The sequence below is a fragment of the Saccharomonospora cyanea NA-134 genome (genome assembly GCF_000244975.1).
GTDB classification, from domain to species: Bacteria; Actinomycetota; Actinomycetes; order Mycobacteriales; family Pseudonocardiaceae; genus Saccharomonospora; species Saccharomonospora cyanea.
Genome location: NZ_CM001440.1, coordinates 913,043 through 926,026, shown reverse-complemented (window position 1 = coordinate 926,026; position 12,984 = coordinate 913,043). Strand labels below are relative to the sequence as shown.

Annotated in this window: 12 protein-coding genes and 1 pseudogene; 6 read left to right on the top strand and 7 right to left on the bottom strand. The window is 70.4% G+C overall.

From position 1 onward, the window contains the following. Positions 1 to 12: 12 nt before the first annotated feature. From SACCYDRAFT_RS04525 to SACCYDRAFT_RS04510, 4 genes and pseudogenes are all read right to left on the bottom strand, one after another. Positions 13 to 723, bottom strand: a pseudogene (locus tag SACCYDRAFT_RS04525) (DMT family transporter); the annotation flags it as partial. 69 nt (positions 724 to 792) lie between these two features. Further along, positions 793 to 3,105 (bottom strand): carbamoyltransferase HypF, encoded by a 2,313-nt coding sequence (gene hypF, locus SACCYDRAFT_RS04520; RefSeq protein WP_005454002.1) that lies wholly within the window; start codon positions 3,103 to 3,105, stop codon positions 793 to 795. 177 nt (positions 3,106 to 3,282) lie between these two features. Continuing rightward, positions 3,283 to 3,909 (bottom strand): GNAT family N-acetyltransferase, encoded by a 627-nt coding sequence (locus SACCYDRAFT_RS04515; protein ID WP_005453999.1) that lies wholly within the window; start codon positions 3,907 to 3,909, stop codon positions 3,283 to 3,285. 63 nt (positions 3,910 to 3,972) lie between these two features. Beyond that, the gene (locus SACCYDRAFT_RS04510) at positions 3,973 to 4,737 is read right to left on the bottom strand and encodes an IclR family transcriptional regulator (RefSeq protein ID WP_043537054.1); all 765 of its coding nucleotides are present in this window, start codon (positions 4,735 to 4,737) and stop codon (positions 3,973 to 3,975) included. Positions 4,738 to 4,811: 74 nt separating this feature from the next. On the opposite strand from SACCYDRAFT_RS04510, the gene SACCYDRAFT_RS04505 reads away from it, so the two are divergent. From SACCYDRAFT_RS04505 to SACCYDRAFT_RS04490, 4 genes are read left to right on the top strand one after another with little or no spacing between them, the layout of a single operon-like run. Then, the gene (locus SACCYDRAFT_RS04505) at positions 4,812 to 5,981 is read left to right on the top strand and encodes a cupin domain-containing protein (RefSeq protein ID WP_005453995.1); all 1,170 of its coding nucleotides are present in this window, start codon (positions 4,812 to 4,814) and stop codon (positions 5,979 to 5,981) included. After that, the gene (locus SACCYDRAFT_RS04500; RefSeq protein WP_005453994.1) at positions 5,978 to 6,826 is read left to right on the top strand and encodes a fumarylacetoacetate hydrolase family protein; all 849 of its coding nucleotides are present in this window, start codon (positions 5,978 to 5,980) and stop codon (positions 6,824 to 6,826) included. The genes SACCYDRAFT_RS04505 and SACCYDRAFT_RS04500 overlap by 4 nt, the downstream gene beginning before the upstream one ends. Next, a complete protein-coding gene (locus SACCYDRAFT_RS04495) occupies positions 6,826 to 7,536 on the top strand; it encodes a maleylpyruvate isomerase family mycothiol-dependent enzyme (RefSeq protein WP_005453992.1) in 711 nt (236 codons plus the stop codon). The genes SACCYDRAFT_RS04500 and SACCYDRAFT_RS04495 overlap by 1 nt, the downstream gene beginning before the upstream one ends. A 26-nt stretch (positions 7,537 to 7,562) precedes the next feature. Further along, positions 7,563 to 8,846 (top strand): FAD-dependent oxidoreductase, encoded by a 1,284-nt coding sequence (locus SACCYDRAFT_RS04490; protein ID WP_005453990.1) that lies wholly within the window; start codon positions 7,563 to 7,565, stop codon positions 8,844 to 8,846. A 443-nt stretch (positions 8,847 to 9,289) separates the two neighbouring features. Here SACCYDRAFT_RS04490 and SACCYDRAFT_RS04485 read toward each other — a convergent pair whose 3' ends face one another. Next, on the bottom strand, positions 9,290 to 10,516 hold the full coding sequence (locus tag SACCYDRAFT_RS04485; RefSeq protein ID WP_005453988.1) for an MFS transporter: 1,227 nt from the start codon (positions 10,514 to 10,516) through the stop codon (positions 9,290 to 9,292). A gap of 181 nt (positions 10,517 to 10,697) precedes the next feature. Between SACCYDRAFT_RS04485 and SACCYDRAFT_RS27240 the strand changes: the two genes are divergently transcribed. Then, positions 10,698 to 11,192, top strand: a complete 495-nt coding sequence (locus SACCYDRAFT_RS27240) for a hypothetical protein (RefSeq protein WP_332306967.1) — start codon at positions 10,698 to 10,700, stop codon at positions 11,190 to 11,192. Here the strand turns inward: SACCYDRAFT_RS27240 and SACCYDRAFT_RS04475 are convergent. Further along, positions 11,178 to 11,555 (bottom strand): DUF4267 domain-containing protein, encoded by a 378-nt coding sequence (locus tag SACCYDRAFT_RS04475; RefSeq protein WP_005453986.1) that lies wholly within the window; start codon positions 11,553 to 11,555, stop codon positions 11,178 to 11,180. The genes SACCYDRAFT_RS27240 and SACCYDRAFT_RS04475 overlap by 15 nt on opposite strands. A 110-nt stretch (positions 11,556 to 11,665) precedes the next feature. Here SACCYDRAFT_RS04475 and SACCYDRAFT_RS04470 point away from each other — a divergent pair, with 110 nt between their 5' ends. Then, the gene (locus tag SACCYDRAFT_RS04470) at positions 11,666 to 12,250 is read left to right on the top strand and encodes a TetR/AcrR family transcriptional regulator (RefSeq protein ID WP_005453985.1); all 585 of its coding nucleotides are present in this window, start codon (positions 11,666 to 11,668) and stop codon (positions 12,248 to 12,250) included. Positions 12,251 to 12,384: 134 nt separating this feature from the next. Here SACCYDRAFT_RS04470 and SACCYDRAFT_RS04465 read toward each other — a convergent pair whose 3' ends face one another. After that, complete coding sequence (locus SACCYDRAFT_RS04465; RefSeq protein WP_005453983.1) at positions 12,385 to 12,984, bottom strand: TetR/AcrR family transcriptional regulator; 600 nt, start codon at positions 12,982 to 12,984, stop codon at positions 12,385 to 12,387.

Sequence of the window (12,984 nt, the reverse complement as noted above, 5' to 3'; positions counted from 1 at the left end):
CACCTCGGCGGCGATCCATCCGCCACCGCGCACGTGCTCACCGAAGACCGCGACGCCCCAGCCGATGCCGACCACCGGGTTGGCCAACGTCAGACCCGGTTGTGAGGCGACCAGGCTGCCCGCCCGCAACGTCGCCTGCAGTGAGAGGAAACTCGCCGGGCCCACCACCACGACGGCGTAGGTCTGCCACGCCGAGAACACCGCACCCGCGCCAGCCGGCAGCACCGCGGTCACCCCGGCCACGAGCACGGCGAGGAAACCGAAGAACAACCCGGAGGCGATGCCCAGGTAGGCGGCGCGGTGAGCGTAGCGGTACCGGTGTGCCACGAGAACGAACCCGCCGATGAGCGTGAGCGTCACCGCGCACCCGAGCGCCCACTGCGGCCCGGACACCTGCCGGGGGTCGCCGCCGGTGGGTCGGAGGGCGACGAGCAGCAGCGCGATACCGCCGTTCATGCCGAGCACGGCCGTCCACTCCCGGGCGTGCGGGCGGGCACCGAGCAACAGCGCCGACAACACCAGCGTGAAGCCGAGTTCGGCGACCAGGACCGGCTGCACGAACGAGATCGGCCCCGTGGACAACGCCGCCACCTGGAAGCCGAACCCGGCGAGCATGAACGCGATACCGCCCGTCCAGGCCCGCGTGCGAACCAGTTTCCACAGCAGGCGAATCGACATCGGCTCGTCGACCGGCTGCGTCCGCGCGCCCTTGCGCTGGAGCACCGAGCCGAACGCGTTGCACAGCGCGGCGGACACGGCGAAGACCACGGTCACCAGCACGTGTGCCCCTCCTCAGCGGGCGGCCCGATCGCGGGCGCCCGCCACCACGGCCTGCCCGAAGCTGATACCGCCGTCGTTGCAGGGAACCCGGGAGTGGGTGAGCACGGTGAATCCCGACTCCTCCAGCGCGTCGACCGTGCGGTCGAGCAGCAGCCGGTTCGCGAAGACCCCACCGGACAGCGCGACGAGGCGCACCCCGGTGCGGTCGGCGATCTCCCGGCAGACCCGTCGGATCGCCAGCGCGAGCCCGTTGTGGAACCGCGCGGCCACGAGCCCGAGGTCCGTACCGCGCCGGTGATCGTCCACGACGGCGCCCACCAGTGCGGGGCCGTCGACGACGAGTGCGCTGCCGTCGTCGGTGACGCCCACGGGGTAGCCGTCCGTGTGACGCGGGTCGGCGCGCTGTTCCAGTTCGATCGCCGCCTGCCCCTCGTAGGTGACGGTGTCGCGCACGCCGAGGATCGCGGCGACGGCGTCGAACAACCGGCCCGCACTCGACGTGAGAGGCGTGTTCACCCGTGAGTCGATCAGTCGCCGCACCAGCTCCCACCGAGGCCCCTGGCGTCGCGCCACGGCGAGGCCGTCCGCATCGGTGACGGACCGCAGATACGCCGCGGCCATCCGCCACGGCTGCCGCACCGCGGCCTCACCGCCCGGCATCGGCACGGCCGCGAGGTGACCGACGCGGTCGAACGTCGCACAGGTGGCGAGCAGGAACTCACCGCCCCACACGGTTCCGTCGAGCCCGTGACCGGTGCCATCGAACGCCACCCCGATCGCCGGACCGTCCACACCGCCGTCGGCCAGACACGCCGCCACGTGGGCGTGATGGTGCTGCACCGCCACCAGGTCGAGTCCGGTCCCCTCCGCGTACCGCGTGGAGGCGTAGTCGGGATGCAGGTCGTGGGCCACCACGGCGGGCTCGATGTCGAACAACCGGGACAGGTGCTCGATCGCCTCCGTGAACGCGCGCAGCGTCTCGGCGTTCTTCAGGTCACCGATGTGGTGCGACAGCACCGCCCTGCGCCCCGAGGTGAGGCACACGGTGTTCTTCAGCTCCGCCCCGCAGGCCAGGACCGGGCGCGGGAACTCGTGGGAGCACGTGACGGGCTCGGGTGCGTACCCACGGGAACGCCGCACGGGCACGACCCTGCCGCGCCAGGTGCTCACCACGGAGTCGTCGGCCCGCACGTGGATGGGGCGGTCGTGCACGAGGAAGGCGTCCGCGATGCCCGACAGGCGGGTCAGCGCGTCGTCGTCGGTGAACGCGATGGGTTCGTCGGAGACGTTGCCGCTGGTGAGCACGATCGGCGAACCGAGTTCGCGCAGCAGGAGGTGGTGCAGCGGGGTGTAGGGCAGCATGACACCGAGCCTGCGTTCGCCGGGTGCCACGGCGTCGGCCACGATGCAGGCCACGGTATCGGCAGCGTCCCCGGTGTCACGGCGGTCGAGCAGCACGACAGGGCGACGCCTGCCCGCCAGCACCTGTGCCGCGCAGTCGTCCACATGGCACAGTCGGCGGGCCGCCTCCAGCGTCGGCACCATGAGCGCGAAGGGCTTGCTCTCCCGGTGTTTGCGGGAGCGCAGTGTCGCGGTGGCGGCCTCGCTCGAAGCGTCGGCGGCGAGGTGGTAGCCGCCGAGTCCCTTGACCGCCACGATCATCCCGGACCGCAACAACTCGGCGGCCCGCGTCACCGGGTCCTCCCCCAACGGCCTTCCGTGGGCGTCGACGATCCTCAGCCGGGGCCCGCAGTCGGGACAGCACACGGGCTGCGCGTGGAACCGGCGGTCCGCTGGATCGTGGTACTCGCGCGCGCACTCCGCACACAGTGAAAAGCCGGCCATCGTCGTGTTCGGCCGGTCGTACGGGATGTCGCGCACGATGGTGAACCGGGGCCCGCAGTCGGTGCAGTTGACGAACGGGTAGCGGTAGCGCCGATCGCGCGGGTCGAACAGCTCCGCGAGACACGCTTCGCACGTGGCGGAGTCGGCGGAGACCAGTGTCCGGCGTGGACCCGAGCCGTCACTGCCGACGATGCGGAAACCGCTGTCGCCCCCCGGCGGCAGGTCGGCCACGGATACCTGTTCCACGTCCGCCAACGGCGGAGCGTCCGCACACAGAGCCTTGAGAAACCCGGCCACCGCCTCACACGGTCCCTCGGCCTCGACGACGACACCCGCGGCGTCGTTGGAGACGTGTCCGGTCAGGCCGAACCGCTCCGCCAGCCCGTGGACGAAGGGCCGGAACCCGACACCCTGCACCACACCCTCGATGCGAACCCCGACACGCCTGACCGGGTCCGCGGCACCCTCACGCGGGCCCACGGCAACGGCGGTGGTCCGCCCCGGTCGACGCTCTCGGTGACACCCCTCACCGGTACCCCGTCCACCGGCGGTCGAAACCACACGACGGGCGCGTTCCGCGGTGCTGGTTCCACCTCCACCGCGTCCGTCCGCCGTGGAGGGTGGGGGTGCGTTTCCAGCCCGTACCCGGGGCCGTGATCAGCCCTGACCGGGAACGGACGCTGTTGGCGTGACCGCGCCCACCCACTCGTGACGCAGGAGCGCGTAGATGCTGGTGTCCTCCCAGTGACCCTTGATCCACAGATCGGCGCGGTGCAGCGCCTCGTGCCGCATACCGAGCCGCTCGCACAGCCGCGACGAGGCCGTGTTGTCCGGATGCAGGTGGGCGACGACGCGGTGGGCGTTGAGCGTCTCGAACGCGTAGTCACGCAGCGCCCTGGCGGCCTCGGTGGCGTAGCCCCGGCCCGCCACGTCCGGTGAGAAGACCCAGCCGATCTCGACGGTGGCGGCCTCGACCGAGGTGATGTCGAGGATGACGTCACCCACCACGGCGCCGTCCTCGTTCCGGACCACCGCCAGCCGAACGAAGTCACCCTTCTCGCCCAGCGTCGCCCGCTTCTCGCAGGCGACGAGCTTGGCCTCCACCTCCTCACGCGACAACGGCCCGTGCAGCAGGTACCGGCACACCCCCTCCTGCGAGAGGTAGGCGTGGATGGCGTCGAGGTCGGAGACGACCGCGGGGCGCAGGGTCAGCCGTTCGGTGCGCAGGATCGGCGGCGACTGCTGGGCACGCAGAGCAGGCGCGGGAGGGTGGGACGCGTACATGCCGTGATCATGCCTTAGCGGCCTGGCACACCGGCAACATCTTTTCGCTCGTGGCTCGCACTGTCAGAGGCTTCCCTCCACGGTCCGTGCGGCAGCTCGCAACGTGGTGACCAGCTCCGGCAGGCGCCCGCGCTCGTAGCGCACGCTCGGCATCGAGACGGACAGCCCGGCGACCACGGTGCCGTCGTGCTCGTGTACCGGCACGCCGATCGCCACGACGCCGCGTTCGGAGCGTCCGTGGTTGAGCGCGAACCCGTTGCGCCGGACCCGGGCCAGGTCCGCGCGGAGCCGCCGCAGGTCCGGCCGTTCGTCCGGTCTTCCCTCGTAGCGCGCTTGCGCGTAGAGCTCGCCGAGTTCGTCGGTGGGGAGCTCGGCGAGCAACAGCAGTCCGGCCGTGGTGCGGTGGGCGGGGAAGACCATGCCCTCGCGGCTGCTGACCCGGAGGGCTCGGTGACTCTCGACGCTGGCGATGAACCGCGTCGTGTCGCCGGTGCGCACGGCGAGGTTCGCCGACTCCCCGATGCGTTCGACGAGGTGTTGCAGGTGCGGCAGCGCGGCGGAGCGCAGTCGCGAGGTCTCAGACGGCGAGTGGGCCGCGAGCTCCAGCACGAGGCCTGCCCGGTAGCCGTGCTGGTCGTCCTTCACCGCGAAGTCGCGGTACACGAGCATCGCGAGCAGCCGGTGCGCGGTGGACCGTGCGACGCCCAGGCGCTGGGCGGCCTCCGAGACCGTCAGCTCGCCTTCCAGCTGCAACATGGCGGCGAGCCGCAACGCGTGGTCCACACTCCGGATCGCGTACGGCGGAGGGTTCTTCTGGATCTCGTCCACACTGATCGAACTCCCGTTGTTCTGCACAGCAGAATCTCGCGTTCTGCGGTGACCGCGGTGACCACGCTAACGGCATGAGCACACCTGAGGCGAGCACAACGACGTCGCCCGTCCGGCTCCGCGCCGTCGACGCGCCGGGACAACCAGACGTGACACCGGAACTCGAAGCGCTCTACCGCGGGTTCGAACGCGAGCTTCTCGTCCCCTTGTGGACCGAGATCGGCGATCTGATGCCGGCACACCCCCGTTCCTCCGCCGTCCCGCACCTGTGGCGGTGGGAACACCTGCGGAAACTGGCCGAGCAGGCGGGTGATCTCGTGCCCGTCGGGCGCGGCGGCGAGCGCCGCGCCATCGCGCTGGCCAATCCGGCCCTGGGCGGCAGGCCGTTCGCGACACCCACCCTGTGGGCCGCGATCCAGTACCTCATGCCAGGTGAGGACGCTCCCGAACACCGGCACACCCAGCACGCCTTCCGGTTCGTGGTCGAGGGCTCCGGCGTCTGGACGGTCGTCGGCGGAGACCCCGTGCCGATGCGGCGCGGTGACTTCCTGCCCCAGGCGGGCTGGAACTGGCACGCCCACCACAACGCCACCACCGAACCGATGGCGTGGGTCGACGGCCTGGACATTCCGTTCCAGTACGTCACCGAGTCGCAGTTCTTCCAGTTCGGACGCGAGGAGATCTCCGACGCCGAACGCACCACGCCGGAGCGCTCGCGGTCCGAGCGACTGTGGGGTCATCCGGGCCTGCGCCCGCTGTCCGTCGGCGAGGTCGGCCCCGGAACACCGCTGCTGGCCTACAAGTGGGAGTTCACCGACCGTGCGCTGAGTGACCAGCTGGCGATGGAGCGGGAGGGCTACGGCGGCACGGTCGAGCCCGGCCACGCCGCGGTGCGCTACGTCAACCCCGCCACCGGCGGGGACGTCCTGCCGACCCTGCGCACCGAGTTCCACCGCATCGCCCGGGGCGCCGAGACCGCGCCGGTCCGCGAAACGGGCTCGTCGGTCTACCAGGTCTTCGACGGCTCCGGCACCGTGACCGTCGGGGAGGAGACCTGGTCGGTGACCCGTGGCGACCTGTTCGTCGTCCCGTCGTGGCAGCCGCTGTCCGTGCGTTCCGAGGCGGGCGGCGGCGACTCCGACACCGGCGCCCTCGATCTGTTCCGGTTCAGCGACTCCCCGGTCCTCGAAGCGCTGAACCTCGACCGCACCTCTGTGAAGGACACGGAAGGGACCTCCCGATGAAGCTGGCCACTCTCCGCATCGACGGCACGACCCGCGCGGTCCGGGTCGACGACGAGAAGTTGATCGATCTCGGCGTCTCCGACGTCGGCGAACTGCTCGCCCGGGACGGTTGGGCGGAAGCGGCCGCGGCCGTCGACGCGTCCACCGCGAGGGCCTACGCCCGGGACGGCGCGGACTTCGCACCCGTCGTTCCGCGCCCGTCGAAGGTCGTCTGCGTCGGGTTGAACTACAAGAACCACATCCAGGAGATGGGCCGCGACCTGCCGGAGCACCCGACCCTGTTCGCCAAGTTCGCCGACAGCCTCGTCGGCGCCACCGACGACATCGTGCGCCCCGGCGAGACGGAGGCATTCGACTGGGAGGTCGAGCTGGCCGTCGTCGTCGGCCGCGGAGTCCGGCGCGCTCGCGGTGCCGACGCCGAGTCCGCCATCGCGGGCTTCACCGTGCTCAACGACATCACGTGCCGCGACTGGCAGTTCCGCACACGCGAGTGGCTGCAGGGCAAGACGTGGGACTCCTCCACGCCCGTCGGGCCCTGCCTCGTCACCCCGGACGAGCTGCCGGGCGGTGTCCGCCCCACGCTGGACGTGCGCCTGACCGTCGACGGCGAGGTCATGCAACAGGACAACACCGGCGACCTGCTCTTCGATCCGGTCGATCTGGTCGAGTACGTCTCCACCGTCGTCCGGCTCAACCCCGGCGACATCATCGCCACCGGAACGCCGGGCGGCGTCGGCCACGCACGCGACCCCAAGCGGTACCTGATCGGTGGCGAGACGGTGGTGACCGAGGTCGAGGGCATCGGTCGACTGGAGAACACCGTCGTCGCGGAAAGCGGGGCGTGATGCGCCGCGGCTTTGACGACGCCCGGCGGTGGACCGAACTCGGCACCGAGCTGGTGCGCAGCGCCACCGCCGGGTGGGGCGAGCCGGAGATGTCGGCCCCGTCGGGCCTGCCGGGCTGGACCCGTAAGCACCTGATCGCCCACCTCGCGGCGAACGCCGACGCGCTGGGCAACCTCGTGCACTGGGCGGCCACCGGCGAGCGCACCCCCATGTACTCCTCACCGGAGCAGCGCGCCGCCGACATCGAAGCCGGCGCGCAACGCCCCGCGCACGAGCTGACCGTGTGGCTGCGGGAGTCCGCCGAACGGCTCGCCGCCGCCATGGCCTCCCTCGACGAGCGGCAGTGGCGGACCGAGGTGGTGACCGCGCAGGGCAGGACGGTCCCGGCCACCGAGGTGCCGTGGATGCGGGCGCGGGAGGTCTGCGTGCACGCCGTCGACCTGGCCGCGAACGTCGGCTTCTCCGACCTGCCCGCCGACTTCCTGACCGCCCTCGCCGACGACGTCGTGGTCAAGCGCGGCGCCAAACCCGGCACGGCGGTGGCGCTCACCGCCACCGACACCGGTGAGACGTGGCGGCTTCCCGGCGACGGGACGCCTGTCGAGGTCGGCGGCTCCCTCGCCGACGTCACGGCCTACCTCACCGGGCGCCCGCACGCGGTGGCCACCACCGACGGTTCGCCCGCACCTGACCTGGCGGCGTGGCTCTGAGGGCCCGAAACACGAAGGAACACACGATGACTGATTCGAACCGCGCCGCCGTCGACGTGCTCGTCGTGGGCGGCGGCATCGGCGGGTTGAGCGCTGCCTACGCGCTGTCCCGGCAGGGTTTGCGCGTCAGAGTCCTGGAACAGGCGCCCGAGTTCGGCGAAGTCGGCGCGGGTCTGCAGATCGCCCCGAACTGCACCCGGATTCTCCACGAGTACGGGCTGCTGGAGGAGGTGAAGAGCCTCGGCGTTCTCCCCTCCAGCATGGTCATGCGCGACGCCGTCGACGGTCGTGAACTCACCCGGCTCGACCTCCACGACCTCGAACGACGCTACGGCTTCCCCTACGTCGTGATCCACCGCAGCGACCTGCACGCCGTGTTCCTGCGGGCGTGCCGGGAACGCGGTGTCGACCTGCGTACCGAGCAGCGCGTCACCGGATACGCGAGTACCGCCGACCGTGCCTCGGTGACGCTCGCCGACGGCCGGGTGGAGGAAGCCGAGCTGGTCATCGCCGCCGACGGTCTGCACTCGGTCGCCCGGCAGTGGCTGGCCGGAGACGACCTGGTCAACTCCGCCTACGTCGCCTACCGGGGCGCGATCCCGCTCGCCGACGTCGATCGCGAGGTCGACCTGGACGAGGTGTCGGTCCACGTCGGACCGCGCTGCCACTTCGTGCGGTACGGCCTGCGCGGTGGCGAGATGCTGAACCAGGTCGCCGTGTTCGCCTCGCCCAAGGCCCTGGCCGGTGAGGAGGACTGGGGCACCCCGGACGAGCTGGACCAGGCGTTCACCGACACCTGCGAGGACGTACGGGCCGGGATCCCGCTCATGTGGCGCGACCGGTGGTGGCGCATGTTCGACCGGAACCCGATCACGAACTGGGTTCGCGGGCGGGTCGTCCTGCTCGGCGACGCCGCGCATCCGCCCCTGCAGTACCTGGCGCAGGGCGCGGTCATGGCGATCGAGGACGGTTGGGTGCTCGCCCAGCACGTCGCCCGCAGGCGCGAGGCCGCGACGAGCACGGTGGACTGGGACGCAGCGGTGGCCGCGTACGAGGCGGTGCGCACCGAGCACTGCCGCAGGGTGGTGCTCACAGCCCGCTCGTGGGGTGAGCTGTGGCACCTGGACGGCACGGCCCGCCGTCAACGCAACGTGATCCTCCGCAGCCGCGCCGTCGACGACTACTCCTTCGTCGACTGGCTCCACGGACCGACCGCTCTGGCACCGGAGGACCTGCCCCCGATGTTCGACCCGATCCCGCTGGAATCGGTCGACGTCGGGCAGGACCAACCCGCCCTCACGGAAGCCTGAACGTTCGAGACACGGATCGGCGCCCGCCCCGGACGATGATCGGGCGGGCGCCGAGAGCGCCTCGTACAGCCGCACGTCGCGGCCGTGGAACATGCCCGTGGCATCGACGACGATCCCCGCCGTGGTCGCGGAATTCCGTCAGCTTCTCCGCCAGGTCTCGAAGATCTCGGCGCGGTCCATGGTGATGTCGAACGCGTGCTCGGCACCGGGCCACGGAGGGCAGAGCCTCGTGGATCGCGACGATCCCCAACTCGTACGCCGGAACGGGGCCGAGGACGGTGTTGACAGTGCCGTCGGTACAGCGGAATCCCTGACGAGAGACCGAACTCGCCCTGTGCCGTGAGTCCTCGGCCCTCCACGTCGCAGGCCACCGGGGTAGGTCTTGGGCGGAAGTCAAGCACAACCCGGCACGAACACCAGTGGTGCCCGGCTCACCGCATTCACTAGCGGCTCACCGAGACAGGACTTACCGGCGTCGGCGCGACCTGGCGTGCGACTCCGGTGATCACGGCGGCTGCCCCGACCATCGCTGCCGTGAGCAGAGCCGTGACCGGCCAGCCGAACCATTCGACGGCCGCCGCGCCGAAGGCGGTACCGAGGCTTCCGCCCACGAAGTACACCAGCATGTAGGCGCTGTTGAAACGGGCGGGGGCCGCAGGGTCGATGGAGAGGACGGTGCTCTGGTTCGCGACCTGAGCGGCGAAGAGACCGGCGTCGAAGAGCCCCAGGCAGGCAAGCGTCACGGCGGTGTTGTCGAGCGCGAAACCAAGTACGGCCGCCGCGGCTCCCGCCACCACCAAGCCGGCCAGGATGACACGCCGGGCTCCCACCCGATCGGTCCAGGTACCGGCGATCTGGGTCGCGAAGATGCCGGACAAACCGGCCAGCGCGTACAGGCCGATCCGCTCGGCCGAGTACGAGAACGGGGGCTGCGAGAGAGCTACCGCGATCCCGGCCCACACGGCGCAGAACGCGAAGAACCACAAGGCTCCGCGAGCGGCCGCGAGCCGCAACGTGGCGTAGTGGGCGAACAGTCCGGGGATCGAGCGCAGAGTGGCGAGGTAACCGCGCTCGCCCCCACCCCGCACAGCCGGGAACACGGACAGACAGCAGAACGCCACGAGCGCGCACGCGGCGGCGAACACCAGCACCATGCCGCGCCAGCCGATCTCGTCGGCAAGCCAGCCACCGACGATCCTGCCCGCGAGGATTCCGGCCGAGATCCCGGCGGTCACGACTCCCAGCACCGCCGCGCGTCGACGAGGCGGAGCGAACCGGGCTGCCACCGAACTGAGGCCCGCACCGACCGCCGAACAGGCTCCGATCACGCCGATCACCGGACCCAGCACCCACACGCTGCCGACGACGGCGTTCAACGCCAACGCGGCAGCCAGCACCGCGAATTGGACCGCCAGCACCCGGCCGGGGGAGAACCGGTCGACCAGGGGAACGAACAGGGCGAGACCGACCAGGTATCCGGCGGGCCCGCACGCGAGCGCGACCCCGACAGCGGTGACCGGGGAGTCCAGTGAACCCGCCACGTCGGCGATCGCGGGCTGCAACGGGTAGATCGCGGACGTCCCCAGCGCCGCCGCGAGCGACAGGAACCACACGACGGGACCACGGAGGGGGGCCGCGAGCGAGGACTCGGCGGCGGAATCAGCATTCACACCGTCCGACGGTAGGAAGCGGCCCCCTCCACTGCTGGCGGAATCCGGACCTCACCGTCAGCGGCACACACCAAGCCGCCTCGACACCGCGCACCCGCGATCCATGTCCTCGAAAAGCCGTGGCGCTAAGGCTTCGAACTATCGAATCCCGACGATGGTCGGCGCGGGACGAACGAGCACGGTGGACTGGGACGCAGCGGTGGCCGCGTACGAGGCGGTGCGCACCGAGCACTGCCGCAGGGTGGTGCTCACAGCCCGCTCGTGGGGTGAGCTGTGGCACCTGGACGGCACGGCCCGCCGTCAACGCAACGTGATCCTCCGCAGCCGCGCCGTCGACGACTACTCCTTCGTCGACTGGCTCCACGGACCGACCGCTCTGGCACCGGAGGACCTGCCCCCGATGTTCGAGACACGGATCGTTGCACTGTGTCCGTTCGGATCAGTGGCGCCGACCTTCGTCACCGCGTGCTCGTGGCGCGAGACGGACTCGGTGTACTCACCGTTCGAACCGGTCGCCGACGAACTCGACTATCCCAGCGACCCGACGTTGAGCCGTCCCCGTTCTTCACGACTACCGCAAGCAGTGGGACAGGACGCTCTGAACGCGACGCCTCTCACCGACGGTGACCTGTACCCCGGACCGAAGCGGCATGACAAGCGGTTACGCGACAAGTAGAAGCACGCTGATCACCAGCATCACCATGGCGGTGGCGCCGTGGACACCGTAGACGGCCGCCTTGGGCCCGTTGCTGCGCAACACGATGAGCGCGTCGCCGAGGGGGATGACGGTGGCTGCCAGCATGAACCAGCCCAACAGGTGGGAGGTCCCGCCGACCAACAAAACGAAGATGAAGAGCCCCGCTCCGATGTCGCGCATGGCCTTGACGGACAACCAGGCCTGAAAGGTCCGGTCCTCGGTCGGCGTGTCGGGGATGCCGAAGCCCACCGCGGCCTGCGGGGCCCAGAAGGCGCGTGCTCCGATGAAGAAGATTCCTACGCCGATCAGTCCGGCAAGCACGGTGGCGACGTTGACAAGCATGAGTTGCTCTCCTCTTGGCGGGAGCACCCGCGGCGGTTCCGCGAGGCGCACGTAGTGATCGACCGTATTGCTAGCGTCGACAGAATGTCTAGCATTGCTAGAATGTCGCCATGTCCGCCGTCAACGAACGTCGTGAACGTGAACGTGCCCAACGCCACCAGCTGATCATCACGGCCGCTCGCGAACTGGCCGAGGCCGAAGGGTGGGAGGCGGTGACAACGCGAAGACTCGCCGAACGCGTCGAGTACAGCCAGCCCGTGCTCTACAGCCACTTCAACGGCAAGGACGCCATCATGCGCGCCGTGGCGATCGAGGGCTTCGGTGAACTAGCAGCCCGCCTGCGCCGCGCCCGGCTGGCCTCCCCCGAGTCGCCTCAGGCACTACACGCCGTGTGCCGTGCGTACCTGGAGTTCTCGACCGAGCAGCCCGCCCTCTACCAGGCCATGTTCGTCCTGCCGACCGATGTGAAGTTCGCGCACGCCGAAACACCGCCCCCGTTGCGCGCTGCCTTCGACGAGTTCGTGAGCTGCTTCCGCTCGGACAACCAGCGACGCGAACTGTTCGCTGAAGTCACCTGGAGCGCGTTGCACGGCATAGTCGTCCTGGCGGACAGCGGCCGCATCCCACCGAACGTACAAGAGGAACGGCTCGACTTCCTCGTCACCCAGTTCGCCGACACACCGGCCGCGCAGTAAGAGGGGCCTGAAGGCCGAGACACTAGCGGATGTTCAGGTCCTCACCACGACCTCGTCTGCGGAGCCGAACGTCGCTGAACTCCGGCGAGTGAACACTCGGGGAAAGCCACCCCGGCGGTGACCTTTCCCGAGCTCTACGCCCGGGCTTCGAGCAGCAGGCGAAGATGCGCGCGCAGCGTGGCCCGGAGTCGCTCGACGCTCAGGCGACCGTGCGGGGTGACGGTGTCGATCGTCAGTCCGCCGATCAGCGCGGTGAGCTGTGCCGCGCCGCCGTGGGGATCGGGAACGTCGAGTGCCGTGAGTGCGTCCACGACGACCTGGTGGAGGTCGCGAGCCATCCGTTCGGCGACGGGGGCGAACACCGGCCGGGTGCGGGCGGCGAGGATGAGTTCCACGACGACGATCGCCTCGCCGCGTCGCTCCTCGTCCACCGGCATGACCTGTTCCACGAGCTCCTGGAGCGCCTCCAGCGCTGCCTCACCGGTCAAGCCGCGGAGACCTTCCGCTGGGTGCCGAGCGAGCCGAGCACCCATGCGGTCGCCCGCCTCCTGCGCCGCGGCGGCGAGAAGTTCCTCGTGGCCGTCGAAGTAGTGCCGCACCGAACCGATGTTCAGCTCCGCTTCGGCGGCGACCTTGCGCAACGACAGGCCTTCCATGCCCTCGGCGACGACGAGGCGGAACGCCGCCTCGATGACGTGCCGACGCCGCTGTCGCGGGTCGATCCGGGCCGGCAT